The organism is Allobosea sp. GW822-FHT05A11 (assembly GCF_058800455.1).
In genome coordinates this window covers 25,300-51,172 of sequence record NZ_JBXAMI010000007.1, presented here as the reverse complement: position 1 = coordinate 51,172, position 25,873 = coordinate 25,300, and the positions used below count along the sequence as shown (strand labels likewise).

Annotated in this window: 22 protein-coding genes; 9 read left to right on the top strand and 13 right to left on the bottom strand. The window is 67.0% G+C overall.

Going from position 1 to position 25,873, the window contains the following annotated elements; genetic code table 11:
• Positions 1-86 precede the first annotated feature (86 nt).
• The 6 genes from AC1RLU_RS22290 to AC1RLU_RS22265 form a co-directional block, all read right to left on the bottom strand.
• The gene (locus AC1RLU_RS22290; protein ID WP_091858328.1) at positions 87-359 is read right to left on the bottom strand and encodes a formate dehydrogenase subunit delta; all 273 of its coding nucleotides are present in this window, start codon (positions 357-359) and stop codon (positions 87-89) included.
• Positions 356-1,198, bottom strand: a complete 843-nt coding sequence (gene fdhD / locus AC1RLU_RS22285; protein WP_492798290.1) for a formate dehydrogenase accessory sulfurtransferase FdhD — start codon at positions 1,196-1,198, stop codon at positions 356-358. The genes AC1RLU_RS22290 and fdhD overlap by 4 nt, the downstream gene beginning before the upstream one ends.
• A complete protein-coding gene (fdhF, locus tag AC1RLU_RS22280) occupies positions 1,185-4,067 on the bottom strand; it encodes a formate dehydrogenase subunit alpha (RefSeq protein WP_492798288.1) in 2,883 nt (960 codons plus the stop codon). Before fdhF ends, fdhD begins: the two co-directional genes overlap by 14 nt.
• Before the next feature lie 10 nt (positions 4,068-4,077).
• Positions 4,078-5,658, bottom strand: a complete 1,581-nt coding sequence (locus AC1RLU_RS22275) for a formate dehydrogenase beta subunit (protein ID WP_492798287.1) — start codon at positions 5,656-5,658, stop codon at positions 4,078-4,080.
• Positions 5,655-6,131, bottom strand: coding sequence for an NAD(P)H-dependent oxidoreductase subunit E (locus AC1RLU_RS22270; RefSeq protein ID WP_492798285.1), 477 nt, complete (start codon positions 6,129-6,131; stop codon positions 5,655-5,657). Before AC1RLU_RS22270 ends, AC1RLU_RS22275 begins: the two co-directional genes overlap by 4 nt.
• 227 nt (positions 6,132-6,358) lie before the next feature.
• Positions 6,359-7,273, bottom strand: coding sequence for a LysR family transcriptional regulator (locus AC1RLU_RS22265; protein WP_248309238.1), 915 nt, complete (start codon positions 7,271-7,273; stop codon positions 6,359-6,361).
• Between the two features lie 209 nt (positions 7,274-7,482).
• Here AC1RLU_RS22265 and AC1RLU_RS22260 point away from each other — a divergent pair, with 209 nt between their 5' ends.
• Positions 7,483-8,514, top strand: a complete 1,032-nt coding sequence (locus AC1RLU_RS22260; protein WP_492798283.1) for an LLM class flavin-dependent oxidoreductase — start codon at positions 7,483-7,485, stop codon at positions 8,512-8,514.
• Between the two features lie 51 nt (positions 8,515-8,565).
• Here AC1RLU_RS22260 and AC1RLU_RS22255 read toward each other — a convergent pair whose 3' ends face one another.
• Positions 8,566-9,063 carry an Lrp/AsnC family transcriptional regulator gene (locus tag AC1RLU_RS22255; protein WP_061968714.1) on the bottom strand — a complete coding sequence of 166 codons (498 nt, stop codon included), beginning with the start codon at positions 9,061-9,063 and terminating at the stop codon, positions 8,566-8,568.
• Between the two features lie 228 nt (positions 9,064-9,291).
• Between AC1RLU_RS22255 and AC1RLU_RS22250 the strand changes: the two genes are divergently transcribed.
• From AC1RLU_RS22250 to AC1RLU_RS22230, 5 genes are all read left to right on the top strand, one after another.
• Positions 9,292-10,551 carry a 3-methyl-2-oxobutanoate dehydrogenase (2-methylpropanoyl-transferring) subunit alpha gene (locus AC1RLU_RS22250; protein ID WP_091858827.1) on the top strand — a complete coding sequence of 420 codons (1,260 nt, stop codon included), beginning with the start codon at positions 9,292-9,294 and terminating at the stop codon, positions 10,549-10,551.
• 4 nt (positions 10,552-10,555) lie between these two features.
• On the top strand, positions 10,556-11,572 hold the full coding sequence (locus AC1RLU_RS22245; protein ID WP_492798280.1) for an alpha-ketoacid dehydrogenase subunit beta: 1,017 nt from the start codon (positions 10,556-10,558) through the stop codon (positions 11,570-11,572).
• Complete coding sequence (locus tag AC1RLU_RS22240) at positions 11,572-12,870, top strand: dihydrolipoamide acetyltransferase family protein (protein WP_492798278.1); 1,299 nt, start codon at positions 11,572-11,574, stop codon at positions 12,868-12,870. Before AC1RLU_RS22245 ends, AC1RLU_RS22240 begins: the two co-directional genes overlap by 1 nt.
• Positions 12,871-12,880: 10 nt before the next feature.
• Positions 12,881-14,278, top strand: a complete 1,398-nt coding sequence (gene lpdA / locus AC1RLU_RS22235; RefSeq protein WP_492798277.1) for a dihydrolipoyl dehydrogenase — start codon at positions 12,881-12,883, stop codon at positions 14,276-14,278.
• A gap of 124 nt (positions 14,279-14,402) precedes the next feature.
• Positions 14,403-14,810, top strand: coding sequence for a DUF983 domain-containing protein (locus tag AC1RLU_RS22230; RefSeq protein ID WP_492798275.1), 408 nt, complete (start codon positions 14,403-14,405; stop codon positions 14,808-14,810).
• Positions 14,811-14,823: 13 nt separating this feature from the next.
• On the opposite strand, the gene AC1RLU_RS22225 is transcribed toward AC1RLU_RS22230, so the two are convergent.
• Complete coding sequence (locus AC1RLU_RS22225) at positions 14,824-16,182, bottom strand: aminotransferase-like domain-containing protein (RefSeq protein WP_492798273.1); 1,359 nt, start codon at positions 16,180-16,182, stop codon at positions 14,824-14,826.
• 169 nt (positions 16,183-16,351) lie between these two features.
• On the opposite strand from AC1RLU_RS22225, the gene AC1RLU_RS22220 reads away from it, so the two are divergent.
• Entirely contained in the window at positions 16,352-16,840 is a 489-nt protein-coding gene (locus tag AC1RLU_RS22220; protein ID WP_113587173.1) for an Lrp/AsnC family transcriptional regulator, read from the top strand.
• Between the two features lie 153 nt (positions 16,841-16,993).
• Here AC1RLU_RS22220 and mgrA read toward each other — a convergent pair whose 3' ends face one another.
• The 3 genes from mgrA to AC1RLU_RS22205 form a co-directional block, all read right to left on the bottom strand.
• The gene (mgrA, locus tag AC1RLU_RS22215) at positions 16,994-18,016 is read right to left on the bottom strand and encodes an L-glyceraldehyde 3-phosphate reductase (RefSeq protein ID WP_492798272.1); all 1,023 of its coding nucleotides are present in this window, start codon (positions 18,014-18,016) and stop codon (positions 16,994-16,996) included.
• 95 nt (positions 18,017-18,111) lie between these two features.
• Positions 18,112-19,542, bottom strand: a complete 1,431-nt coding sequence (locus AC1RLU_RS22210) for an aldehyde dehydrogenase family protein (RefSeq protein ID WP_492798270.1) — start codon at positions 19,540-19,542, stop codon at positions 18,112-18,114.
• A 249-nt stretch (positions 19,543-19,791) separates the two neighbouring features.
• The gene (locus AC1RLU_RS22205; protein ID WP_091858294.1) at positions 19,792-20,229 is read right to left on the bottom strand and encodes an Lrp/AsnC family transcriptional regulator; all 438 of its coding nucleotides are present in this window, start codon (positions 20,227-20,229) and stop codon (positions 19,792-19,794) included.
• Between the two features lie 128 nt (positions 20,230-20,357).
• Here AC1RLU_RS22205 and ocd point away from each other — a divergent pair, with 128 nt between their 5' ends.
• Positions 20,358-21,416 carry an ornithine cyclodeaminase gene (gene ocd / locus AC1RLU_RS22200; RefSeq protein ID WP_492798268.1) on the top strand — a complete coding sequence of 353 codons (1,059 nt, stop codon included), beginning with the start codon at positions 20,358-20,360 and terminating at the stop codon, positions 21,414-21,416.
• 188 nt (positions 21,417-21,604) lie between these two features.
• On the opposite strand, the gene AC1RLU_RS22195 is transcribed toward ocd, so the two are convergent.
• On the bottom strand, positions 21,605-22,483 hold the full coding sequence (locus tag AC1RLU_RS22195; protein ID WP_492798266.1) for a LysR substrate-binding domain-containing protein: 879 nt from the start codon (positions 22,481-22,483) through the stop codon (positions 21,605-21,607).
• A 22-nt stretch (positions 22,484-22,505) separates the two neighbouring features.
• A complete protein-coding gene (gene ilvA, locus AC1RLU_RS22190; RefSeq protein ID WP_492798590.1) occupies positions 22,506-24,125 on the bottom strand; it encodes a threonine ammonia-lyase, biosynthetic in 1,620 nt (539 codons plus the stop codon).
• Between the two features lie 97 nt (positions 24,126-24,222).
• Here ilvA and ggt point away from each other — a divergent pair, with 97 nt between their 5' ends.
• On the top strand, positions 24,223-25,818 hold the full coding sequence (gene ggt / locus AC1RLU_RS22185; protein WP_492798265.1) for a gamma-glutamyltransferase: 1,596 nt from the start codon (positions 24,223-24,225) through the stop codon (positions 25,816-25,818).
• Positions 25,819-25,873: the final 55 nt, after the last annotated feature.

The following is a 25,873-nucleotide window of genomic DNA, read 5'->3' as shown; positions in this document are numbered from 1 at the left end:
TTTCCCCATGGCTTCGCTGTTCGGGCCAGGTAGGTTCCCGGCTCGTTGCACTCTCTCGATGCGCCGCCAGGGTGGCGGCTTACGCGCTATCCTCCGCGCCCCGGCCTGATCCGCGGCAGGGCTTGCCGCAGCAGGGGCGGGAGGTCCTCCGGCCGGTCCGCGAAGGCGGCGAGGAAGTCCCCGCGCATGCGCCCGGTCCAGAACTGGTTGATGTGGTCGGCGATGGAGGCGATGGCCTCCGCTTCCGGATAGGCCTTGAAGAAATCGGCGATCTGCCCGGCCATGCGCAGGAGCTTCGCGACGTTCTCCGCGTGGTGATCGGCCGCGGTGGGTTCTGTGGTCAGGCCGGCCTCCGTCATCGGGCAATGGTCTCGGATTCGGGCGCGAGCGCACCGGTGAAGACGATGCAGCCGTCGCGGCGCGCGACCGCGGCAAGCGTCAGGCCGAGATGCCGGGCACGCTCGATGGCGAGCGAGGTCGGCGCCGAGATCGCGACCAGCGTGCCGGCGCCGAAGATCGCGGCCTTCTCGACCATTTCGAAGGAGGCGCGGCTGGTGACGAGCAGGAAGCCCTCGCTGGCATCCGCCCCTGCGCGGAGCCGTGCGCCGATCAGCTTGTCGAGCGCGTTGTGGCGGCCGACATCCTCGCGCACGGCCAGGATCGTGCCGGAGGCATCGCACCAGGCGGAGGCATGGACGGCGCGGGTGAGCTGGCTCAGCGGCTGGTGCTTGTCGAGTTCAGCAAGTGCTGTCTCGATTGCCGCGGCGGATACGGCGCGGGACGCTCGCGTCGCCGCATCGGCCATCGGGATCTCCTCGATGGTCTCGACGCCGCAGAGCCCGCAGGAGGTCCGGCCCGAGAGGTTGCGCCGCCGCGCCAGATGCTCGCGAAAGCGGCCCGGCGCAAGCTCGACGGTGACGATGACACCTTCGTCCTTCGGTTCGACGGCGACGCCGCGGATCTCGGAGGCGTCTCGAACGATGCCCTCGGTCAGGCTGAAGCCGGTGACGAAATCCTCCAGATCCGACGGGCTCGCCATCATCACCGCATAGGGCATGTTGCCGTAGACGATGTTGATCGGTGTCTCGACCGCGACCTCGATCTCGCGCGCATCCTCCCGCGCCGCGCCGAAGCGCAGCGGCTCGGCCGTGACGGCGGCCGAGGCCGGCGGCTGGGCGGGCGGATTACTCCGCGGCATCGGGCAGGCGTTCCGCGATCCGGCGCAAGGTCACGTCCTCTTCGAAATTCTTCTCCTGCCAGGCGGAGTAAGCATTGGTGCGCCGGACGTCGACGGCAGTCACCTTGTATTCCGGACAGTTCGTCGCCCAGTCCGAATAATCGGTGGTGATGACGTTGGCACCGGTCTTGGCATGGTGGAAGGTGGTGTAGACCACGCCCGGCTGCATGCGCTCGGAAATGATCGCTCTCAGCGCGATATCGCCCGAGCGGCTGGCGAGCGCGACGAGGTCGCCGTCGCGGATGCCGCGGCTCTCGGCGTCGAAGGCGTGGATCTCGAGCACATCCTCGTCATGCCAGGCGCCGTTCTCGGTGCGCCTGGTCTGCGCGCCGACATTGTATTGCGAGAGGATGCGCCCGGTGGTGAGCAGCAGCGGGAAGCGCGGCCCGGTCCGCTCGTCGGTCGGGACGTATTCGGTGATCATGAACTTGCCCTTGCCGCGCACGAAGCGGTCGACATGCATCAGGGGCGTGCCGGTCGGGGCCTTGTCGTTGCAGGGCCACTGCACCGAGCCGAGCTTGTCGAGCTTGTCGTAGGAGACGCCGGCGAAGCTCGGGGTGAGGCGCGCGATCTCGTCCATGATCTCGCCCGGATGGCCATAAGCCATCTCGTAGCCCAGCGCCCGCGCCAGCTCGATCGTGACCTGCCACTCGTCCTTGCCGGACAGCGGCGCCATCACCTGCCGCACGCGGTTGATGCGCCGCTCGGCATTGGTGAAGGTACCGTCCTTCTCCAGGAAAGAGGCGCCCGGCAGGAAGACATGGGCGTATTTCGCCGTCTCGTTCAGGAAGATGTCCTGGATGACGACGCATTCCATCGAGGCCAGGCCCGCCGTGACGTGCTTGGTGTTGGGGTCGGACTGGGCGATGTCCTCGCCCTGGACATAGAGGCCCTTGAAGGTGCCCTCGACGGCCTCGTCGAGCATGTTGTTGATGCGCAGGCCCTGCTCGGGGTCGAGCGGCACGCCCCAGAGCATCTCGAAGACCTGGCGGGTCGAGTCGTCGGAGACGTGGCGATAGCCCGAGAACTCGTGCGGGAAGGAGCCCATGTCGCAGGAGCCCTGGACATTGTTCTGGCCGCGCAGCGGATTGATGCCGACGCCGTCGCGCCCGATATTGCCGGTCGCCATGGCGAGGTTGGCCATCGCCATCACCGTGGTCGAGCCCTGGCTGTGCTCGGTGACGCCGAGCCCGTAATAGATCGCGCCATTGCCGCCGGTGGCGTAGAGCCGAGCCGCAGCACGCACATCCGCCGCCGGCACGCCGGTATATTGCTCGCTCATCTCCGGCGAATTCTCCTCGCGGGCGACGAAGCGGGCCCAGTGCTCGAAATCGCCGAGATCGCAGCGCTCGCGCACATAGGCCTCGTCGATCAGCCCTTCGGTGACGACGACATGGCTCAGCGCATTGAGCAGCGCGACATTGGTGCCGGGCTTGAGCGGCAGGTGGTAATCCGCCTTGATATGCGGAGACTGCACCATGTCGATCCGGCGGGGATCGGCGACGATCAGGCGGGCGCCCTCGCGGATGCGCTTCTTCATGCGCGAGGCGAAGACCGGATGGCCGTCGGTCGGGTTCGCGCCGATGACGAGGATGACGTCGGACTTGGCGACCGACTTGAAGTCCTGCGTGCCGGCCGAGGTGCCGAGCGTCGTCCTGAGGCCATAGCCGGTCGGCGAATGGCAGACGCGGGCGCAGGTATCGACATTGTTGTTGCGGAAGGCGGCGCGCACCAGCTTCTGGACGAGGAAGACCTCCTCGTTGGTGCAGCGCGACGAGGTGATGGCGCCGACCGATTCACGGCCGTACTTGCCCTGGATGCGCTTGAACTCGGACGCCGCGTAATTGATCGCCTCTTCCCAGGAGACTTCGCGCCACGGGTCCGTGATCTTCGCCCGGATCATCGGCTTGGTCATGCGGTCGGTATGGGTCGCATAGCCCCAGGCGAAGCGGCCCTTGACGCAGCTATGGCCCTCGTTCGCCTTGCCGTCCTTGTAGGGCACCATGCGGATGACGCGGTCGCCCTGCATCTCGGCCTTGAACGAGCAGCCGACGCCGCAATAGGCGCAGGTCGTGATCACCGAATGCTCGGGCTGGCCGTGCTCGATGACCTTGTTCTCCATCAACGTCGCCGTCGGGCAGGCCTGCACGCAGGCGCCGCAGGAGACGCATTCCGAACCAAGGAAATCGGTCGGCCCCGCCGCGACGCGGGAGTCGAAGCCGCGCCCGGTGATCGTCAATGCGAAGGTGCCTTGCACCTCCTCGCAGGCGCGGACGCAGCGATTGCAGACGATGCATTTCGAGGGGTCGTAGGTGAAATAGGGGTTGGACGTATCCTGCGCGAGCCAGTTCTCGTTGACCGCGCCGTCCTTGCCCTTGGCGAAGACGTGGTTCTCGCCCTCGTAGCCATAGCGCACCTCGCGCAAGCCCACGGCGCCGGCCATGTCCTGCAATTCGCAGTCGCCATTGGCCGAGCAGGTCAGGCAGTCCAGCGGATGGTCGGAGATGTAGAGCTCCATCACGCCCTTGCGCAGGCCTGACAGGTTCTCCGATTGGGTGCGGACAATCATTCCGTCTTCTGCCGGCGTCGTGCAGGACGCGGGCGTGCCGCGCCGCCCCTCGATCTCGACGAGGCAGAGCCGGCAGGAACCGAAGGGTTCGAGCGAGTCGGTGGCGCAGAGCTTGGGGATCTTGGTGCCCAGGTTCATCGCGGCCGCCATCACCGAGGTGCCGGCCGGCACCGTGACGCTCTGGCCGTCGATGCTCAGCGTCACCGTCTTCTCGGAGAGCCGGATCGGCGTGCCGTAGTCGATTTCCTTGATCAGGCTCATCTCAGCCTCCTCACTCGGCCGCCAGAGCAATTTCTTGCCGTGGGCTGGGAGTACGGTCGAAATCCTCGGGGAAATGGTCGAGCGCGCTCAGCACCGGCATGGGGGTCAATCCGCCCATGGCGCAGAGCGAAGCGTCGATCATCAGCTTCGAGAGATCGCGCAGCACGGCGATGTTCTTCGGCACCTCGGTGCCCGCGATGATGCGGTCCATCACCTCGACGCCGCGCGTTGCGCCGATGCGGCAGGGCGTGCACTTGCCGCAGGATTCCTTGGCGCAGAACTCCATCGCGAAGCGCGCCTGCCGGGCCATGTCGACGCTGTCGTCGAAAACGACGATGCCACCATGGCCGAGCATTGCCTTCATCGCGGCCAGCGCCTCGTAATCCATCTGCACATCGAGCTGCCCGGCCGTAAGATAGGCGCCGAGCGGCCCGCCGACCTGCACCGCCCGGATCGGCCGGCCCGAGAGCGTGCCGCCGCCCATATCCTCGATGATTTCGCGCAGCGAAATGCCGAAGGCGAGCTCGATCAACCCGCCGCGCCTGACATTGCCGCCGAGCTGGATCGGCAGCGTGCCGCGCGAGCGGCCCATGCCGTAATCCGCATAGGCCTGAGCGCCATGGTCCATGATCCAGGGCACGGCAGCGAAGGAGAGCACGTTGTTGACGACGGTGGGCTTGCCGAACAGGCCCTGCAACGCCGGCAGCGGCGGCTTGGCACGGACGACGGCGCGCTTCCCTTCGAGGCTTTCGAGCAGCGAGGTCTCCTCGCCGCAGATATAGGCGCCGGCCCCGAGCCGGACTTCGAGATGGAAGGCGTGCTGCGAGCCCAGCACCGAGGCGCCGATCAGCCCGGCGGCTTCCGCCTTCAGGATCGCGCGCTGGAGGGTGCGATGGGCATGCGGGTATTCCGAGCGCAGGTAGATGTAGCCGCGCGTCGCGCCGACCGCGATCGCGGCGATCGTCATGCCCTCGATCACCAGATAGGGGTCGCCTTCGAACAGCATGCGGTCGGCGAAGGTGCCGCTGTCGCCCTCGTCGGCGTTGCAGACGATGTATTTCTGGTCGGCCTTGGCGTCGTGGACGGTCTTCCACTTGATGCCGGTCGGGAAGCCCGCGCCGCCGCGCCCGCGCAGGCCGGAGGCCTTCACCGCCTCGACGATCTCGCCTCCCGTGAGAGCGAGGGCCTTTTCCAGCCCCCTGAAGCCGCCATGGGCGCGGTAATCGGCGATCGAGAGCGGATCGATGACGCCGACGCGCTCGAAGGTGAGGCGCTGCTGGCGCTGCATCCAGTCGAGCTCGTCGGTCTTGCCGAGGCGCAAGGCGTGGACGCCGCCCGAAACAAGGCCGGCATCGAAAAGCGAGGGCACGTCCTTCGCCGCGACCGGCCCATAGGCGATCCGCCCCTCGGCTGTCTCGACCTCGACCAGCGGCTCCAGCCAGAGCATCCCGCGCGAGCCGTTACGGACGATCTCGACGGAAAGCCCACGCGCAGCCGCTTCGCTGGCGACGGCCTGCGCAACGGCCTCCGCACCGACCGACAGGGCGGCGGCATCGATGGGGACGAAGATGCGGACCGGGGTGGCGCTCATGAATGCGCCCTTCCGTGCTGGCAGAGCCCGGCGATGCGGGCGGCATCGACGCGCCCGATCAATTCGCCATCGACCAGGGCGGAAGGCCCGAGCGCGCAATTGCCGAGACAATACACCGTTTCGACGATGGCGTCGCCGGCATGGTGCTCGTCGACCGCGATGCCATGCTTGGCGGAGAGTTCTTCGACGACGCTCTCGCAGCCCAAAGCCTGGCAGGCCTCGGCCCGGCAGAGCTTGACGATGCGGGCCGGCTGCGGGGCGGTCTTGAAATCGTGATAGAACGAGATCGCGCCATGGACCTCGGCGCGCGACAGGTTCAAGGCCTCGGCGATCAGCGGCACGGCCTGCGGGTCGACATAGCCGAACTCGTCCTGAAGGGCATGCAGCATCGGCAGCGTGGCGCCTTCCAGATGCGCCAGCCCCGCGACGATCGTGCGTGCGCTGTCCTGATCCCAGGCCGGATAACCCGCCATCTTTCCTCCATAGGCCCGGTTCGCCGGGCGCTCGTTAAGGGGAGGGTGGTTGAAACTGGAATGATTTCAAATCGTTTCTTTCAACCGTATGATAGTTTATGGCTATCAATCGGTGCGATATGAAGCTGCCTTTCCTCAGGGGATGGCTTGCGGCGCCTCGAAAGTTGCACCAAGCGCCGGTTTTGCGCTGCACAATGCTGCGGTGCTTCTACGACGATAGGCGAAGTCTATCGTACGATGGGCCGCCGCGGCAGCCCGGCATCGGTCACGGGCTTCGTCATCATCAGCAGGTTGCGGGCAAGCGGCGCCACCGGCTGACGGTCCGCCACGATCAGCCCGATCGTGCGCTGCGCCTCCGGCTCGACCAGCGACAGCGCCCTCGTGCCGAGCGGAACGCCGAAGAACTCCAGCAATTGCAGCGAGACGATGCTGGCGACGCCCTGGATGCCGGCATGCGAACACAGGTTGAAGATCGAGTTGGTCTCGATCATCGGCCGCGGCGCGGTGCCGACCGAGCGGAAGATGCCGTCGATGATGCGCCGGTTCTGCATGTCGCCGGTGAGCAGGCAGAGCTTCTGCTCGGCCGCTTCGGCCCAGGTGATGGTATCGCGCGCGCCAAACGGTCCATCCTCGCGCGTCAGCAGCACATAGGATTCCTGATAGATCGGCTTGGAGATCACCCGGTCGAGCGGCTCGTTGTCGAGATAGGTCAGCCCGACATCGAGCTCGAAATCGTCGATGCCCTGCTGGATCTCCTGCGAGGTCAGCGAGAGCACGGTGAGCGACACCGCCGGGTAGCGCTCCGAGAAGGGCGCGGTGATATGGGCGATCATCGGCAAGGCGGTCGGGATCGCGCCGAGCCGGATCCGGCCGGAGACGCCCTCGCGGAGTTCGGCGATCGAATCCTTCATCACCTCGGCCTCGGCCAGGATGCGCCTGGCATGGGCGAGCACGACCTCACCCTCCTTGGTGAAGCCCTGGAAGCGCCGCCCACGCTCGACGATCATCACGCCGAGCTCCTCTTCCAGCTGCACGATCGCGGCCGAGAGCGTCGGCTGCGAGACATGGCAGGCCTCGGCCGCGCGGCGAAAATGCTTCTCGCGGGCGAGCGCGTCGAGATAGACCAGCTGGCGAATGATCATGGCGTCGGCTCGGAGGCGGCGGAGGTCGCCGCGCATCCGAGCATCGGCAGAGTTCGCTGCCGTTGCAAGCGAGGCGGTTGCATTCGTGCAAACAGCCTGTTGCTGCCGGGGCAACGCCTGAAGAATTGCGCTGCGGCAATCCCGACCCTAACTCCCGGAAGCCGGGATGGCCGGCAGGCAAAGGGCTGCGCCGCAGCCTCGGGATGATCATGGCACAGGAACTGGAATTCGGGCTCGACACCTTCGGCGACGTCACCAACGGGGCGGACGGCAAGCCGCTGCCGCATGCGCAGGTGATCCGCAATCTCGTCGACGAAGCCGTCCTGGCCGACGAGATCGGTATCGACTTCATTGGCGTCGGCGAGCATCACCGCGCCGATTTTGCGGTCTCCTCGCCGGAAACGGTGCTGGCCGGTATGGCCACGCGCACCAGCCGGATCAAGCTCGGTTCGGCCGTCACCGTGCTGAGCTCGGACGATCCGGTCCGCGTCTTCCAGCGTTTCGCGACGGTCGATGCGCTCTCGAACGGGCGCGCCGAGGTCATCCTGGGGCGCGGCTCCTTCACCGAGTCCTTTCCGCTTTTCGGGCTGGACCTGCGCGATTACGAGAAGCTGTTCGAGGAGAAGCTCGATCTCTTCGCCGGCCTGCTGCCGCAGGAGCCGTTGACTTGGCAAGGCTCGATCCGCCCGCCGCTGACGGACCAGCTCGTCTATCCGCCGGTGGAGAACGGCCCGCTCAAGACCTGGATCGGCGTCGGCGGCAGCCCGGAATCGGTGGTCCGCGCGGTACGCTACGACCTGCCCTTGATGCTCGCCATCATCGGTGGCGACCCGTTGCGCTTCAAGCCGTTCGTGGACTTGTACCACCGCGCCTATGGCCAGATCGGCAAGCCGGCCAAGCCCGTCGGCGTGCATTCGCCGGGCTACATCGCGGCGACCGACGAGCAGGCGAAGGAGGAGTTCTTCCCGGCCTACAAGCAGATGCGCGACCGCATCGGCGCCGAGCGCGGCTGGCCGCCCATGGGCCGTGACGAGTTCGAGCAGGAGGTCGCGCGCGGCTCGCTCTATCTCGGCTCGCCCGAGACCGTGGCTCGCAAGATCGCCGCGACGGCGAAGGGGCTGGGCATCGCCCGCTTCCAGCTCAAGTACAGCGCGGGCCCGCTGGCGCATGAGAAGGTGATGGAGTGCATCCGGCTCTACGGCGAGAAGGTCGTGCCGCTGGTGCGGGAGATGCTGGCTTGAAGCATTCCCGAAGGCCGTCATTCTCGGGGCAAGCCCGAGTGTGACGGCCGCTCACCCCACGACCTTCAGCGGATCGACTGACAACGTCCGCTTCAGCGCCCTGAGCCCGAACGTCGTCCGCGTCTGCCGGACACCCGGAATGCGGTAGATCGTTCCGCGCAGGAAGCGCTCGTAATGGTCGGTGCCGCTGACCACGACCTTGGCGAGATAATCGTACTCGCCGGTCACCAGATGCGCCTCGACCACCTCCGGCGCCCGGCTCAGCGCCTCGCCGCATTGGTCGAGCACCTTGTCGTCATGCTTGTCGAGCGTGATCTCGACGAAGACGATGTTGTTGTAGCCGAGTGCCTTGTGGTCGAGCAGCGCGACATATTTCTCGATCGCGCCGGACTCCTCCAGCCGCTTCACCCGCGTCCAGCACGGGGAGGGCGAGAGCCCGACCTTCTCGGCCAGCGCCTGCGTCGTCAATCGCCCGTCATCTCGCAACGCAGCGAGAATCTTGCGATCGATCAGATCGAGAGCAGGACCATTCTGGCTCTTTTTGTTCATCGGACGATCATTCTGAGAATGGGGTGAATGGCAGGTGTTTCTTCTGCCCGATTTCGCCGTTTCCGGCAAATTCGGAATGAACCTCCGAACCGACATCGCTAGCGTTGGTTGCAAGGGGAACGATCGCCGGCCGGCTGTGCGCCTTGCCGCATCTCTGAAGAGCGCCACAGGCGCTTGCGGGATGTGTGCGAAGGCGGAATGCTGGTGGCGTCAGGGATGGAGGCGCTCATGAGCAGCGACAAGTCAGGCCAGGCGCCGGCAGCAACCCAGCCACTGCAGTTCCATGTCCCCAAGCCGGCGAGTCGTCCGGGCGAAAAGCCTGACTTCTCCCATGTCGTGATCCCGAAGGCAGGCTCCGTCGCGCGGCCACCCGTCGATGTCGACCCCAAGGACATCCGCGATCTCGCCTATTCGATCATCCGGGTGCTCAACCGCGAGGGCGAGGCGGTCGGCCCCTGGGTGCCCGATCTCTCGCATGAAGACCTGATCCGCGGCCTTCGCCACATGATGACGCTGCGCACCTTCGACGGGCGCATGCAGATGGCGCAGCGCCAGGGCAAGACCTCGTTCTACATGCAGCACACCGGCGAGGAAGCGGTGAGCTGCGCCTTCCGCATCGCGCTCCAGCCAGGCGACATGAACTTCCCGACCTATCGCCAGGCCGGGCTCCTGATCGCACACGACTACCCGCTCGTCGACATGATGTGCCAGATCTACTCGAACGAGCGCGACCCGATGAAGGGCCGGCAATTGCCGGTGATGTACTCCTCCAAGGAGCACGGCTTCTTCTCGATCTCCGGCAATCTCGCGACGCAATACGTGCAGGCCGTCGGCTGGGCGATGGCCTCGGCGATCAAGAACGACACCCGCATCGCAGCCGCCTGGATCGGCGACGGCTCGACCGCGGAATCGGATTTCCACGCCGCGCTCGTCTTCGCCTCGACCTACAAGGCCCCCGTCGTCCTCAACGTCGTCAACAACCAGTGGGCGATCTCGACCTTCCAGGGCATCGCGCGCGGCGGCTCCGGCACCTTCGCGGCGCGCGGCCTCGGCTTCGGCATCCCGGCTTTGCGCGTCGACGGCAACGATTACCTCGCGGTCTATGCGGTCGCGCAATGGGCGGTCGAGCGCGCCCGCCGCAATCTCGGCCCGACGCTGGTCGAATACGTCACCTATCGCGCCGGCGCCCATTCCACCTCGGACGACCCCTCCGCCTACCGCCCCAAGCACGAATCCGACGACTGGCCCTTGGGTGATCCGCTGATCCGCTTGAAGCAGCATCTGATCGCGGTCGGCGCCTGGTCGGAGGAGCGCCACAAGCAGGCGGAGGCGGAGATCCTCGCCACCGTCATCGCCGCGCAGAAGGAGGCCGAGAGCTTCGGCACCTTGCATTCCGGCGGCAAGCCCTCGGCGCGCGACATCTTCGAGGACGTCTATGCCGAGCTGCCGCCGCATCTGCGCCGCCAGCGCCAGCAGATCGGAGTCTGACGCGATGGCACGCATGACGATGATCGAGGCGATCCGTTCCGCGATGGACGTCTCCATGGGCCGTGACGACGATGTCGTGGTCTTCGGCGAGGATGTCGGCTTCTTCGGTGGCGTCTTTCGCTGCACCCATGGGCTGCAGCAGAAATACGGGATGTCCCGCTGCTTCGACGCGCCGATCAGCGAGGCGGGCATCGTCGGCACCGCGATCGGCATGGCCTCCTATGGCCTGAAGCCCTGCATCGAGATCCAGTTCGCCGACTACATGTACCCGGCCTATGACCAGATCGTCTCGGAAGCCGCGCGCCTGCGCTATCGTTCGGCCGGCGATTTCACTTGCCCGATGGTGATCCGCATGCCGACCGGCGGCGGCATCTTCGGCGGCCAGACGCATAGCCAGAGCCCGGAAGCGCTCTTCACCCATGTCTCGGGCCTGAAGACGATCGTCCCGTCCAACCCGTACGACGCCAAGGGCCTGCTGATCGCCGCGATCGAGGACCCCGACCCGGTGATCTTCCTGGAGCCGAAGCGGCTCTATAACGGCCCCTTCGACGGCCATCACGATCGCCCGGTCACGGCCTGGTCGAAGCATGAACTAGCCGAGGTGCCGGAGGGCCATTACACCGTGCCGCTCGGCAAGGCGGTGACGCGGCGCGAGGGCTCGGCCGTCACCATCCTCGCCTATGGCACCATGGTCCATGTCGCGCTGGCGGCGGCCGAGGATACCGGTATCGACGCCGAGGTGATCGACCTGCGCACCCTCGTCCCGCTCGATCTGGAAGCGATCCTGGCCTCGGTCCAGAAGACCGGGCGCTGCATCGTGCTGCACGAGGCGACCCTGACCTCCGGCTTCGGTGGCGAGCTTGCGGCGCTGGTGCAGGAACACTGCTTCTACCATCTGGAAGCGCCGGTGATGCGCGTCACCGGTTGGGACACGCCCTATCCGCATGCGCAGGAATGGGACTATTTCCCCGGCCCCGCCCGCCTCGGACAGGCGCTGCGCGACATCATGGAGGCACGCTGATGGCCGAGCGCATCATCAAGCTGCCGGATGTCGGCGAGGGCATCGCGGAAGCCGAGCTCGTCGAGTGGCACGTCAAGGTCGGCGACATCGTCCGCGAGGACGACCTGCTCGCTGCCGTGATGACCGACAAGGCGACGGTCGAGATTCCCTCGCCGGTCGAGGGCGAGGTCACCTGGGTCGGCGCCGAGGTCGGTGACACCGTCGCGATCGGCTCGGCCATCGTGAAGCTGAAGGTCGCGGGTGAGGGTGCCGCGGCCGAAGAGCCCGCCGAGGAAGCGCCGGCCGAAAAGCCGGCTCCTGTCGCCGCGCCGGCCAAGGCCGAAAAGCCTGCCGCGACGGCGGCCCCCGCCAAGCCGGCCGCACCGCCTCAGCCAGCCCCCAAGCCCGTGCGCGCCAGCGCCGCCCCCGCCCAGCGCCGCGCGCCGGGCGAGAAGCCGCTCGCTTCGCCGGCCGTGCGCCTGAAGGCGCGCGAGGCCGGGATCGATCTGCGCCAGGTCCAGGGCACGGGCCCTGCCGGCCGTGTCTCGCATCAGGATATCGACGCCTTCCTGCTGCGCGGCCCGGAGCCCGCCCGTGGCGGTGGGCTCGTCGAGCAGAGCGCCGTCACCGAGGTCAAGGTTGTCGGCCTGCGCCGCCGCATCGCCGAGAAGATGGCGCTGTCGAAGTCGCGCATCCCGCACATCACCATCGTCGAGGAGATCAATGTCTCGCCGCTGGAGGACCTGCGCGCGACGCTGAACAAGAAGCCGACGCCGGAGCGGCCGAAGCTGACGCTGCTGCCCTTCCTGATGCGCGCCATGGTCAAGGCGCTCGCCGAGCAGCCGGCGCTGAACGCGCTCTATGACGACGATGCCGGCATCGTGCGCCAGCATGCCGCGATCAATATCGGCATCGCCACGCAGACGCCGACCGGCCTGATCGTGCCGGTGGTCAAGCATGCCGAGGCGCGCGATCTCTGGGGCTGCGGCATCGAGCTCGCCCGCCTCGCCGAGCGCGGCCGCGACGGCACCGCGACGCGCGACGAGCTCACCGGCTCGACCATCACCATCACGTCGCTCGGTGCGCTCGGCGGCATCGCGACCACGCCGGTGATCAACTATCCGGAAGTCGCCATCGTCGGCGTTAACAAGATGGTCGTGCGCCCGGTCTGGGACGGCACCACCTTCGTGCCGCGCAAGATGATGAACCTCTCCTCCAGCTTCGATCACCGCGTCATCGATGGCTGGGACGCCGCCGTCTTCGTGCAGCGGCTGAAGGAGCTGCTGGAGAACCCGGCCACGCTCTTCGTGGACATCTGAGGAGCGTGCCATGACCGAGATCACCTGCAAGCTCCTCGTCATCGGCGCCGGCCCCGGCGGCTATGTCTGCGCCATCCGCGCCGGCCAGCTCGGCATCGATACCGTCATTGTCGAGAGCACCAAGCTCGGCGGGTCCTGCCTCAATGTCGGCTGCATTCCCTCCAAGGCGATGATCCATGTCGCTGAGGAATTCGAGAAGGCGGCCGAGGCCGCCGCCGGCAAGACGCCCTTCGGCCTGACTGCGGCCGAGCCGAAGCTCGACCTGAAACAGGCGGTGGCCTGGAAGGACGGCATCGTCCAGCGCCTCAACAACGGCGTCGCCGGCCTGTTGCGCAAGGCCAAGGTCAAGATCGTTCATGGCAAGGCCCGTTTCCGCGACGGCAAGACCGTGGTGGTCGAGACCGAGACCGGCCCGAAGACGATCCAGGCGGAGGCCATCGTCATCGCGACCGGCTCCGCCCCGGTCGAATTGCCCTTCCTGCCCTTCGGCGGCAACGTGATCTCCTCGACCGGCGCGCTGGCGTTGACGGAGGTTCCCAAGCGCCTCGTCGTGGTCGGCGGCGGCTATATCGGGCTGGAGCTCGGCACTGCCTTCGCGAAGCTCGGCGCCAAGGTCACGGTGGTGGAAGCGCAGGACAAGATCCTGCCGCTCTACGATGCCGAACTGACCGGCCCCATCTCCAAGCGCCTGACTGCGCTCGGTGTCGAGGTTCTCACGGGCGCCAAGGCGCTCGGCCCGACACCCAAGGGCGATGGCCTGCGCATCGAGACGGCGGACGGCAAGGAGCGCAGCCTGCCTGCCGACAAGATCCTGGTCACGGTCGGCCGCAAGCCGGTCACCGATGGCCTCGGGCTCGAAAATCTCGTGCTCGACATGGACGGCCGCTTCATCCGCATCGGCGAGCGTTGCGAGACGGCGATGCGCGGCATCTACGCCATCGGCGACGTCACCGGCGAGCCGATGCTGGCGCATCGCGCCATGGCACAGGGCGAGATGGTGGCGGAGATCGTCGCCGGCCTGCCGCGTGCCTGGGACAAGCGCGGCATCGCGGCGATCTGCTTCACCGATCCCGAGATCGTCTCGGTCGGCCTCTCGCCGGATGAAGCCAAGCGCGCCGGCCACGAGCTCAAGATTGGCCAGTTCCCCTTCGCAGCCAATGGCCGCGCCATGACCCGGCATGGCGAAGCCGGTTTCGTGCGCGTCGTGGCGCAGGCCGGCAGCGAACTGGTGCTCGGCATCCAGGCGGTCGGACAGGGCGTCTCGGAATTGTCGGCGGCCTTCGGGCTCGCGATTGAGATGGGCGCGACCCTGCAGGACATCGCCGGCACGATCCACGCCCATCCGACGCTGGGCGAGGCCTTCCCGGAAGCCGCGATGAAGGCGCTGGGTCACGCGCTGCATATCTGAGCGCTCCCCGCGACCGATCCGCGCAGGCAGTCAGCTAAGATGCATACAATCTTGACATTGTCTGTATCGAGGACGATCTGAAGGACGACGCCAAATGAACGGCGCCGTCCCGAGGAGACATTCCATGTCCGGCGAGCACTGGCCGCCACTCTCTCCGCTCCAGACCGGCCTGCGCGGCCGCTGCCCGCGCTGCGGGCAGGGCAAGATGTTCGAGGGCTTCCTGAAGCTGAAGCCGAAATGCGAGAATTGCGGCCTGGACTATGCCTTCGCCGACCCCGCTGACGGCCCGGCCTTCTTCGTGATGATGTTCCTCTGCATCCCGGCCGTGGCGTTCCCGCTCTGGCTGGAATTGAGCTACAACCCGCCGACCTGGGTGCATCTGGTCACGACATTGCCGCTGATCCTGGCGACCTGCATCCCGCCCTTGCAGCCGCTCAAGGGCTGGCTGATCGCCTCGCAATATTTCCACAAGGCGGAGGAGGGCCGGCTCGCCCGCGCGGTGCCGCAGGACAAGCCGGTCGCCTCCAACTGAGCCAGCCGGGCGCTCAGCCTCCGTCGCGGATCAATCCGGCGAGCAGGCCGAGCGCTTCCGCCAGCCGCGCCCGTTCCGGAACCGCACCCAGCGCAATCCGGATCGCATCCGGTGCCACGCCACCCGTACTGAAGGCATCGGCCGCCATGACGCCGAGTCCGGCCTCGCGGGCGCGCTCGATCAATCGGTCGCGCGCCCAATGGGCGGGCAGGGGCTGCCAGACATGCAGGGCATGCGGATGAGCCTGCATCGTCTCGGGTAGGATCCCCCGCGCCAGCGCTTGCCGTTCAGCCGCCTCGCGCCGCACGCCATCCAGCAGGTCTTTCGCCGCGCCGATCCTGATCCAATGCGCCGCGAGCGCCGTCATCAGAGGGGCGGGCATCAGCGCTGTCGCCCGTAATGCGGCGAGGAACGGCGCGCTGTCCGCGCCCTCCGGCATGACGACGAAGGCTGTGCGCAGGCCGGGCGTCAGCACCTTCGACAAAGTTGCGACATGCCATGTCCGCTCGGGCGCCAGCGCGGCCAGCGGCACGGGCGCATCGCCCGCGAGCAGGCTGTAGGGGTCGTCCTCGATCAGGGTGAGATCACGCTTGCGGGCGACGGCGATGAGGTCGATGCGGCGCCTTTCCGGGATCGTGATGCAGGTCGGATTCTGCAGCGTCGGCGTCAGCGCGAACAGCCTCGCGTCGTAGCGGCCGGCGGCCTCGTCGAGCGCATCCGGGAGCGGGCCGTTTTCATCGCTTGCGACCGGAGCCATCGCGAGCCCGCATTGCCGCGCCGCGCCGATCAGGCCGGGATAGGCCAGCGGCTCCATCAGGATCGTCTCGCCGGGCCGGGCCAAGAACGAGAGAAGGGCGCTGAGCCCGGTCTGGGCGCCGGGAACCACGGCGATGCGCTGCGGGGAAACCGTGCCCATCAGAGGCGCGAGCCATGCCGCACCGGCTGCGCGCTCCGCGAGAGAGCCGGCCCCGCCATGATAGTTCATCAACTGGTCGGCATCGCTGCGCGCCAGGATTTCGGCGATGCCGCGCTGCATCAGCTCACCCAGCCGCAGCCCCTTCGGCGCCGGGGGGATCGTCATGCTGAGGTCGAGCGGCGGGCCTTCCTGTTCCTGTCGCGCCGAGATGAAGGAGCCGCGCCCCGTCACCGCGTCGATCAAGCCGCGCTCGCGGGCCTCGCCGAAGGCGCGGGTTACGGTCGTGAGATCGACGGCGAGGTGCTCGGCGAGCCGGCGCTGTGGCGGCAACCGGTCGCCGGGCCGCAATAGCCCGGTCGCGACGGCCCCTTCGAGCTGCGCGACGATCTGGAGATAGCGCGGCCCGGCCGCCGGATCGAGCTGGGCGGTCCAGGAAAGCCCGTCATTGTCGACCATCGCTGAACTGGCTTCCATACATTCGGTGGATTGTAGGTATCGCATAGCGCGGCCGGGCTCCCCACGCCAGTGCCATGCCGTCGCCGCTGTTCGTTTCCGCGGAGATGCCGGTGGTCGTGCTTGGCCTCTCCTGTCATAGAGCGATCTCAGCCGGGACCGGAGACAGGGCATGGCACGCCTGCGCCTCGATGCGCTCGACCGCAAGATCATCGCGGAATTGCAGATCAATTCGCGCCTCTCGGTGCAGGATCTGGCCGAGCGGGTGGGGCTTTCCGCTTCGCCCTGCGCCCGCCGCATCCGCATCCTGGAGGAAGCGGGCGTCATCACCGGCTATGCCGCGATCATCGATCAGACCAAGGTCGGCCTGCCGATCAGCGTCTTCGTCTCGATCAAGCTGGAGCGCCAGCGCGAGGACGAACTCGACCGCTTCTCGCAGGCCGTGGCGCGCTGGCCCGAGGTGGTCGACTGCTACCTGATGACCGGCCAGCGCGATTATCTCCTGCGCATCGTCGTGCGCGACCTGCCGGCCTATGAGCGCTTCCTCAAGGACAAGCTCACCCGCCTCGACGGCGTCGCCTCGATCGAGTCGAGCTTTGCGCTCGGGCAGGTGAAGCGCTCCAGCGCGCTCCCGATCGCGGCGGTGCCGGAGGAGGATTGAGCGCGCGATCCGGCTGACGGCAGGGCTGCCGTCATGGTCGGGCTTGTCCCGACCATCCACGTCTTCGCTGGTCACAGACCGTGTTCAAGACGTGGATGCTCGCCACAAGGGCGAGCATGACGCTGGTGTCTTTTAGAGAAGGGAGCGAACGCCCTACCGCTCCGCCGAAGCCGCCCAGATATTGATCCCGCCATCGACGGCATACTTGTCGATCGCCGCCAGCTCTTCTGCCGAAAACTCCGGGTTCTTCAGTGCGGCCACGCAATCCGTCACCTGCTCCGGCCGGCTCGCGCCGATCAGGGCGGAAGTGACGCGCCCGCCGCGCAGCACCCAGGCGATCGCCATCTGGGCGAGACTCTGCCCGCGCGCGGCCGCGATCTCGTTCAGCGCCGCGATGCTCCTGAGATTGGCCTCGCTCAGGAAGCCGTCGCGGAAGGAGGGCGCCTTCTTGTCGGCGCGGCTGCCGGCGGGCACGCCCTTCAGGTACTTGTCGGTCAGCATGCCCTGCGCCAGCGGCGAGAACACGATCGAGCCGATCCCCTCGGCATCGAGCGTGTCGAGCAACCCGTCCTGCTCGATCCAGCGGTTGAGCATCGAATAGCTCGGCTGGTGGATCAGGCAGGGCGTGCCGAGCCGGCGCAGGATCGCGGCCGCCTCCTGCGTGCGCTTCGCGTTGTAGGAGGAGAGGCCGACATAGAGCGCCTTGCCCTGGCGCACGATGGCGTCGAGCGCGCCCATCGTCTCCTCCAGCGGCGTGTTGGGGTCGAAGCGGTGCGAATAGAAGATGTCGACATAGTCGAGCTTCATCCGCTTCAGGCTCTGGTCGAGGCTGGAGATCAGGTATTTGCGGCTGCCCCATTCGCCATAGGGGCCCGGCCACATCCGGTAGCCGGCCTTGGTCGAGATCACGAGCTCGTCGCGATAACCCGCGAAATCCTGGCCCAGAATCTCGCCGAAGGCGGTCTCGGCCGAGCCGGGCGGGGGCCCGTAATTATTGGCGAGGTCGAAATGGGTGATGCCGAGGTCGAAAGCCGTGCGGCAGATCTCGCGCATATTGGCGTGGCTGCCGGTCTCGCCGAAATTCTGCCAGAGGCCGAGCGAGAGCGCCGGCAATTGCAGCCCGCTGCGGCCGCAGCGGTTATAGCGCATCGCGTCATAGCGGTTCGGATTGACCATGGTTCGGCCCTCTCAATCGATTGAAACGGAGAATAAAATGAAGGCCCGGCGGCTTTGGGTCCACCGGGCCTCGTTGTCGTCAGGTCGCGATACGATCAGGCTGCGGCGTATCCCACCGTGCCCTTGATCTCCAGGAATTCCTCGAGGCCGAAATCGGCGTATTCGCGGCCGTTGCCGGACTGCTTGTAGCCGCCGAAGGGCGCGCCCGCGTCCCAGGCCGGATAGTTGATGTAGACATTGCCCGCGCGCATCTGGCCCGCGATCTTGCGGGCGCGCTCCTGCGAGCCCGACTGGACATAGGCAGCCAGGCCGTAGGGCGTGTCGTTGGCGCGCGAGACCACCTCGTCGTCGCTCTTGTAAGGCAGGATCGAGAGGACGGGGCCGAAGATTTCCTCGCGGGCGATCGTCATCTCGTCGGTGACGCCGCCGAACACGGTCGGGCGCACATAGTAGCCGCGGTTGAGCCCTTCCGGACGGCCGGCGCCGCCGGTGACCAGCGTCGCGCCTTCCTTGATGCCGGCCTCGATCAGGCGCTGGATCTTGTCGTACTGGACCTCGCTGACGACGGGGCCGAGGAAGACGCCATCCGCCGAGGGAGCACCGACCTTGAGCGGCTCGGCCACCTGCTTGGCGATGGCGAGGGCCTCCTCATGCAGCTTCTCCGGCACGAACATCCGGGTCGGCGCGTTGCAGGACTGGCCGGAGTTGCGCATCACGCTCTCGACGCCGAGCTTCACCGACTTCTTCAGGTCGGCATCATCCAGGATGATGTTGGCCGACTTGCCGCCGAGCTCCTGATGCACGCGCTTGACGGTATCCGCGGCCGCCTTGGCAACGAGGATACCGGCGCGCGTCGAGCCGGTGAAGGAGACCATGTCGACGCCCGGATGGCGCGAGATGGCTTCGCCGACCGTCGGGCCGTCGCCGTTGACGAGGTTGAACACGCCCTTCGGCACGCCGGCCTCTTCCATCGCTTCCGCGAAGATGATGGCGTTGAGCGGTGCGATCTCGGAGGGCTTGAGCACCATCGTGCAGCCGGCGGCGAGCGCAGGCGCGACCTTGCACATGATCTGGTTCAGCGGCCAGTTCCACGGCGTGATCATGCCGACGACGCCAATCGGCTCCTTGGCGATCAGGGTGGTGCCGCGCAGCTCCTCGAATTCGAAGTTTTCGAGAGTCTCGATCATCTTGGCGAGATGGGCGGTGCCCATCGCCGCCTGCGCCCGGTGCGCCAGCTCCTTCGGCGCGCCCATCTCGCGCGAGAGGATATTGGCGATGTCGTCGTAGCGCTTCTTGTAGGCCTCGGCGAGGCGGCGCATCAGGGCGAGGCGATCGGCCTTCGAGGTCGCAGCGAAGGCCGGGAAGGCGGCGCGGGCAGCAGTGACGGCCTTGTCGACATCGGCCTGCTCGCCGAGCGCGATCGTGGCGAAGACCTCTTCGTTCGACGGGTCGATCACGCCGAGCGTGCGATTGCCGGACGGCTTCACCCACTGGCCGTCGATATAGAATTCGAGCTCATGCGCCATGTCTGGTCTCCTGCCTTGGTCTTGGCCCAAGACGCGGACAGCCTGCCGGGAAACGGCCGATCATCCATGCCCCGAGCGGGAACTGTGGTTGTCCGACGCGAACGGGCGGCCTTGCGCGATCATGCATCGCCGGCCGCCACCAACGCTGTATCTGACGAGGCATAACGTTAGGGGGCGGATGCGCGCCTGTCACGGGGCGCCGCGTCGCGTTTGCGGATGGCGGCCATGCAGTGGCGCTTCTTGTGGGGGCTAGAGCCGCGCCTTGACGCTGCGCGGCGTCGCCAGCAGCAGGCTGGTCTCGCTGTTGGTCACGCCGGGGATCATGCGGATATGCCTGAGCACCTGGTCGAAGGCGATCAGGTCGGAGGTGCCGAGCTCGACCACGAGGTCCCAGTTGCCGTTGGTGGTGTGGATGCTGGAGACCTCGGTGAAGCCGGAGAGCGCATCGATCACCGAATCCGCCGCCTGCCCGGCGATCTCGATCATCGTGATGCCGCGTACGGGTAAGTCGATGGCGTCCGAGCGGAGGATCACGGTGAAGCCGATGATCTCGCCGGATTGCTCCAGCTTCTCCAGCCGGGCCCGCACCGTCGCCCGCGTCAGGCCGAGATCGGCGGCGAGGTCCGAGATGCTGCGCCGTCCGTCATGGCGCAGCAGGGTGATGAGCTTGCGGTCGAGATCGTCCATTGCTCGAAATGGATAGATGACTTTGTCATATCGATCAATCTTGGCGCCGATCTGGTCGTTTTGGCTTCTATCGCCTGCCGCCGAAAACAGGGACAATCGCTCCTTCAACGAGAACAGCGCGGGGACCCATGATTCAGCAGCTCAACGTCGTGCCTTTCGTCAGCGTCGACCACATGATGAAGCTGGTCCATGCGATCGGTATCGAGCGGATGCTGTCCGACATCGCCGGCTATATCGAGGATGATTTCCGGCGCTGGGAGATCTTCGACAAGACACCGCGGATCGCCTCGCACAGCCTCGAAGGCGTGATCGAATTGATGCCGACCAGCGACGGCAAGCTCTACGGCTTCAAATACGTCAACGGCCACCCCAAGAACATGAAGGCGGGCCTCCAGACCGTCACTGCCTTCGGTCTGCTGTCGGACGTGGCGACCGGCTACCCCGTGCTGCTCTCGGAGATGACCATTCTCACGGCCCTGCGCACGGCGGCGATGTCGGCGGTGGCGGCGAAGCATCTCGCGCCGAAGAATGCCGCGACCATGGCCATCATCGGCAACGGCGCCCAGTCCGAATTCCAGGCCTTCGCCTTCCGCGCGATCCTCGGCATCGAGAACCTGCGGCTCTACGATGTCGATCCGGCTGCGACCGAGAAATGCGCCCGCAATCTCGCGCGGCACGGCTTCAGGATCACGCGCTGCGCCACGGCGATGGAAGCGGTCGAGGGCGCCGAGATCGTCACCACCGTCACGGCCGACAAGCAATACGCGACGATCCTGACCGACAACATGGTCGGCGCCGGCATCCACATCAACGCAGTCGGCGGCGACTGCCCCGGCAAGACGGAGATCCACCGCGACGTGCTGCTGCGCTCCTCGATCTTCGTCGAGTACCCGCCGCAGACCCGCATCGAGGGCGATATCCAGCAGCTCGACGCCGATCACCCGGTCGAGGAGCTCTGGAAGGTCATCACGGGAGCGGCTCAGGGCCGCACCGATAGCAGCCAGATCACGATGTTCGACTCGGTCGGCTTCGCGATCGAGGATTTTTCGGCGCTGCGCTATGTCTATGAGCGCATTCGCGAGGCCGGCACCTATGTCGATCTCGACCTGATCGCCGATCCCGATGATTCCCGCGATCTCTTCGGCATGCTGATGCGCGCTGCGCCGGGTTCCGCGGCGGCAGCCTGAGCTTCAGACTCGATTGTCATTCCGGGGCTTCGCGTAGCGAAGAACCCGGAACCCACGACTGGGTGAGCCCTTCCCAAACGGGCGTGGAATGTCGCACCCAGTCGTGGGTTCCGGGTTCGCGCCTGCGGCGCGCCCCGGAATGACAAGGGTGGCGCCGATCGGGAGCGCTCGGTGATCCCTCGCGCGACCTAACCCGTTTGACTGAGCGCGAGGAACGCTGCCGCTGCCTTGGCGAGGTAGCGTTCCTTGTGGCGCAGCGCGAGGAAGCGGCGCTTCGGCAGCGGCAGCGCCACGGTGGCGAGGCGTCCGGCGGCGATGGCGTTGGCGGCGACGAGTCGCGAGATCGCGGTCGCGCCCGCGCCGGCCGCAACCGCGGCGCAGATCGCCTCGTTGGACGGCAGTTCCAGCGCCACGCTGAGGTCGTCTGCCGCGAGGCCGAGTCCCGGCAGCGCCGCCTCGAACATCGCCCGTGTTCCCGAGCCTGCTTCGCGAAGGACCCAGCCGCCTTGCGACAGCTCTTCGGGCGAGGGTGTAGCCTGCGCCCAGGGATGGCCAGCCGGCACGACGATAACGAGTTCGTCTTCGTCGACCTCGGTCATGGAGAGGGCCGGGTCGTCGATCTCGCCTTCGATGAAGCCGAGATCGGCCACGCCGTCACGGATGGTGGCGCTCACGGTTTCGGTATTGCCGATCGCCAGCGAGACGGCGATGCCGGGATGTTCCCGGCGAAAGCGCTGGATCACCGGCGGCAGCCAGTAATTCGCGACGGTCTGGCTCGCCACCAGCGCAAGCGAGCCGCGCGCCAGCCCCGAGAGATCGGAGAGCACCGCTTCGGCAGCTGTCGCTCGCGCCAGCACGGCGCGGGCCTCGATCAGGAAGAGCTTGCCGGCCTCGGTCAGGGCGATGCGCCGGCCGATCCGGTCGAACAGCTTGGTCGCATAGCGCGCCTCCAGCGTCGTGATCGCGGAACTCACCGCCGATTGCGTGAGGTTGAGGGCCCGCGCGCCTTGCGTCAGGTGCTCGCGCTCGGCGACGGCGACGAAGATGCGCAGCTGTTCGAGCGTCATGCTTCCACCTTAAGCCGATTATTCACGGCGCCGGCATCTCCGCCAGGAACGACAGATAGGCCGGGTTGTCGCTCTCGCTCCAATAGGGATAGCCGAGCGCATCGAGTCGCTTCGCGAGCTGGCCGCGCTGGGCCGGCGGGATCTGGATGCCCGCGAGGATGCGGCCGTAATCGGCGCCGTGGTTGCGGTAATGGAAGAGCGAAATGTTCCAGTCCGCCGAGAGGCTGTTGAGGAATTTCAGCAGCGCGCCCGGCCGTTCCGGGAACTGGAAGCGGAAGATCAATTCGTCGCCGAGCCCCGGCGCCTTGCCGCCGACCATGTAGCGGATATGCAGCTTGGCCAGCTCGTTGTCGCTCATGTCGAGCACGGGGTATCCATGCTCGGTCAGCATCGCGATGATCTGGCGCTTCTCGGCATCGCCCTCGGAGAGCTGCACGCCGACGAAGATGCGCGCGGCCTTCGGATCGGAATAGCGATAGTTGAACTCGGTGATGGCGCGCCGGCCGAGCAATTCGATGAAGGCGCGATAGGCGCCGGGTTTTTCCGGGATTGTCACCGCCAGAAGCGCCTCGCGGTGCTCGCCGATCTCGGCCCGCTCGGCGATATGGCGCAGGCGGTCGAAATTCATGTTCGCGCCGCTGTTGATCGCGATCAGCGCGCCTGTGCGCTTGCCCTCGCGTGCCGCATAGGCCTTGAGGCCGGCGAGGCTGACGGCGCCGGACGGTTCGGCGATGGCGCGTGTATCCTCGAAGATGTCCTTCACCGCGGCGCAGATCTCGTCGGTCGAGACGGTGATCACCTCGTCGAGCAGTTCGCGGCAGAGCCTGAAGGTCTCCTCGCCCGCCTGCCGCACCGCGACGCCGTCAGCGAAGAGCCCGACCTGATCGAGCACGACGCGCGTCCCCGCTGCGATAGCACCGGCCATGGAGGCGGCATCTTCCGGTTCGACGCCGATCACCTTGATCTCGGGCCGCAGGAATTTGGCGTAGACCGCGACGCCGGCTGCGAGCCCGCCGCCGCCGATCGGCACGAAGATTGCCTCGATCGGCTCGGAATGCTGGCGCAGGATCTCCATGCCGACCGTGCCCTGGCCGGCGATGACGTCCGGATCGTCATAGGGATGGACGAAGGTCAGCCCCTTCTCAGCTTCGAGCTTGCGGGCATGGCCATAGGCTTCGTCGAAATTCTCGCCATGCAGCACGACGCGCCCGCCGAGGCTGCGCACCGCCTGAACCTTGATGTCCGGCGTGGTGCGCGGCATCACGATGGTCGCCTTGATGCCGAGCTTCTTCGCCGCCAGCGCCACGCCCTGCGCGTGGTTGCCGGCCGAGGCGCAGATCACGCCGCGCTCGGCCTCGATGGCGGAAAGCCCGGCGATCTTGTTGTAGGCGCCGCGCAGCTTGAACGAGAAGACGGGCTGCAGGTCCTCGCGCTTCAGCAGGGCGCCGCCGCCGATGCGGGCGGACAATCGCGGCAGCGGGTCGAGCGGGCTTTCGATCGCGACGTCATAGACGCGCGCCCCGATGATCTTGCGGATGTAGTCTTGCATGGCCGGCCCGTCCTTCCCGGTCGCGATAGCCCTCCGCGCCGGGATGTCAATCGCGACAGTTGCGTGCGGCGAGGGGCAGGTGGCGTCGGCCATGCGCGAGGCGGGATTGCCAAGCCCCCGGCCGGCGCGCGAAAGCGTTGAGGGAAACAAGGCGCCGCGCAGCGACGGCGCCGCAGAGGTGGAGACGAGCATGAGCTGGGGCAATCGCGATTTCATGGTGCCGGGCCGCCCGGTTGCGGTCGGTGACCGCGGCATGGCGGCGACCTCGCATCCTGCCTCGACGCTGGCCGCTGTCGATATCCTGCGCGCCGGCGGCAACGCCATCGATGCCGCCATCGCGGCGGTGGCCGTCCAGGCGGTGGTCGATCCGCATATGACCGGCATCGGCGGCGACTGCTTCGCGATCTACGCGCCGGCCAATGGCAAGATGGTTGCGATCAACGGCTCGGGCCGCTCGGCCGCCAAGGCCGACCTCGGCTGGTTCCTCAGCCAGGGCATGACGTCGATCGCAGCGGATTCGCCCCATGCGGTTACGGTGCCTGGCGCCATCGACGCCTGGTGCCGCCTCGTCGCCGACCATGGCAGCAAGAGCCTCGACGAGATCTTCTCAGCCGCGATCCGCGCCGCCGAGGAAGGCTTCGTGGTGACGCCGCGCGTCGCGCTCGACTGGGCCAAGGCCCGTGGCCGTATCGAGAAGCACGGCCTCGGCAACGCCGTCTACCTGCCGGGCGGCAATCCCCCGGCCGTCGGCGACAAGATGGTCCATCCGGCGCTCGGCAATATGCTGCGCCGCATCGCCCGCGAGGGCCGTTCGGCCTTCTACGAGGGCGAACTCGCCGAGGATATGGTCGGTGTGCTCCGTGCCGCCGGCAGCCTGATCGGGCTTGATGACTTCGCCGCCTCGAAGCCGGATTATGTCGATCCGATCGGCGCCGATTATCGCGGCCACCGCCTCTGGGAATGCCCGCCGAACGGCCAGGGCATCGCCGCGCTCCTCATCGCGCGCATCCTTGAAGGCTTCGACATGAAGGACGAGAAGCTCAGCGAGGCCGACCGCATTCATCTCCTCGCCGAAGCCAGCAAGGCCGCCTATCGCCAGCGCGACGCGCTGGTCGCCGACCCGGCTGTCAGCCCCTTCGACACGGACGCCTTCCTGTCCGACCCGTTCGTCGGCCGCATCCGCAAGGAGATCAGCCTGGAGAAGGCGGCGAAGCCCGAAGCCTTCGACATGCCCCTGCACAAGGACACGATCTATCTCTGCGTCGTCGACGGTGACGGCAACATGGTGTCCTTCATCAACTCGCTGTTCTCTGCCTTCGGCAGCGGCATCTATGCGTCGAAGGCCGGCGTGATGCTGCAGAACCGCGGCTCGGGCTTCCGCCTGATCGAGGGCCATCCCAACGCCATCGCCCCGCGCAAGCGCCCGTTCCACACGATCATTCCGGGCATGCTGGCCAAGGACGGCAAGCCGATCATGCCGTTCGGTGTGATGGGCGGCCAGTACCAGTCGACCGGCCATGCCCATTTCCTCTCCGGCATCCTCGACCGCGGTTTCGACCCGCAGCAGGCCTCGGATGCGCCGCGCAGCTTCGCCTATGACGGCAAGCTCTCGCTGGAGACGACCATTCCCGCGAGCGTCGCCGCCGATCTCAAGGCGCGCGGCCATGACGTGGTCTGGTCCGAGGAGCCGCTCGGCGGCTGCCAGGCGATCTGGGTCGATCACAAGCGCGGCGTGATGTTCGGTGCCTCCGATCATCGCAAGGACGGCTTCGCGCTCGCCGTCTGAGGAACCTGCCCTTAACGCCCCTCCGCTATCGCTCGTCGCCAGCGAGGGAGGGGCG

Coding starts and splice junctions, on each gene's coding strand:
- AC1RLU_RS22290 (WP_091858328.1), bottom strand. CDS start 359: ATGACGGAGGCCGGCCTGACCACAGAACCCACCGCGGCCGATCACCAC.
- fdhD (WP_492798290.1), bottom strand. CDS start 1,198: ATGCCGCGGAGTAATCCGCCCGCCCAGCCGCCGGCCTCGGCCGCCGTC.
- fdhF (WP_492798288.1), bottom strand. CDS start 4,067: ATGAGCCTGATCAAGGAAATCGACTACGGCACGCCGATCCGGCTCTCC.
- AC1RLU_RS22275 (WP_492798287.1), bottom strand. CDS start 5,658: ATGAGCGCCACCCCGGTCCGCATCTTCGTCCCCATCGATGCCGCCGCC.
- AC1RLU_RS22270 (WP_492798285.1), bottom strand. CDS start 6,131: ATGGCGGGTTATCCGGCCTGGGATCAGGACAGCGCACGCACGATCGTC.
- AC1RLU_RS22265 (WP_248309238.1), bottom strand. CDS start 7,273: ATGATCATTCGCCAGCTGGTCTATCTCGACGCGCTCGCCCGCGAGAAG.
- AC1RLU_RS22260 (WP_492798283.1), top strand. CDS start 7,483: ATGGCACAGGAACTGGAATTCGGGCTCGACACCTTCGGCGACGTCACC.
- AC1RLU_RS22255 (WP_061968714.1), bottom strand. CDS start 9,063: ATGAACAAAAAGAGCCAGAATGGTCCTGCTCTCGATCTGATCGATCGC.
- AC1RLU_RS22250 (WP_091858827.1), top strand. CDS start 9,292: ATGAGCAGCGACAAGTCAGGCCAGGCGCCGGCAGCAACCCAGCCACTG.
- AC1RLU_RS22245 (WP_492798280.1), top strand. CDS start 10,556: ATGGCACGCATGACGATGATCGAGGCGATCCGTTCCGCGATGGACGTC.
- AC1RLU_RS22240 (WP_492798278.1), top strand. CDS start 11,572: ATGGCCGAGCGCATCATCAAGCTGCCGGATGTCGGCGAGGGCATCGCG.
- lpdA (WP_492798277.1), top strand. CDS start 12,881: ATGACCGAGATCACCTGCAAGCTCCTCGTCATCGGCGCCGGCCCCGGC.
- AC1RLU_RS22230 (WP_492798275.1), top strand. CDS start 14,403: ATGTCCGGCGAGCACTGGCCGCCACTCTCTCCGCTCCAGACCGGCCTG.
- AC1RLU_RS22225 (WP_492798273.1), bottom strand. CDS start 16,182: ATGGTCGACAATGACGGGCTTTCCTGGACCGCCCAGCTCGATCCGGCG.
- AC1RLU_RS22220 (WP_113587173.1), top strand. CDS start 16,352: ATGGCACGCCTGCGCCTCGATGCGCTCGACCGCAAGATCATCGCGGAA.
- mgrA (WP_492798272.1), bottom strand. CDS start 18,016: ATGGTCAATCCGAACCGCTATGACGCGATGCGCTATAACCGCTGCGGC.
- AC1RLU_RS22210 (WP_492798270.1), bottom strand. CDS start 19,542: ATGGCGCATGAGCTCGAATTCTATATCGACGGCCAGTGGGTGAAGCCG.
- AC1RLU_RS22205 (WP_091858294.1), bottom strand. CDS start 20,229: ATGGACGATCTCGACCGCAAGCTCATCACCCTGCTGCGCCATGACGGA.
- ocd (WP_492798268.1), top strand. CDS start 20,358: ATGATTCAGCAGCTCAACGTCGTGCCTTTCGTCAGCGTCGACCACATG.
- AC1RLU_RS22195 (WP_492798266.1), bottom strand. CDS start 22,483: ATGACGCTCGAACAGCTGCGCATCTTCGTCGCCGTCGCCGAGCGCGAG.
- ilvA (WP_492798590.1), bottom strand. CDS start 24,125: ATGGCCGACGCCACCTGCCCCTCGCCGCACGCAACTGTCGCGATTGAC.
- ggt (WP_492798265.1), top strand. CDS start 24,223: ATGAGCTGGGGCAATCGCGATTTCATGGTGCCGGGCCGCCCGGTTGCG.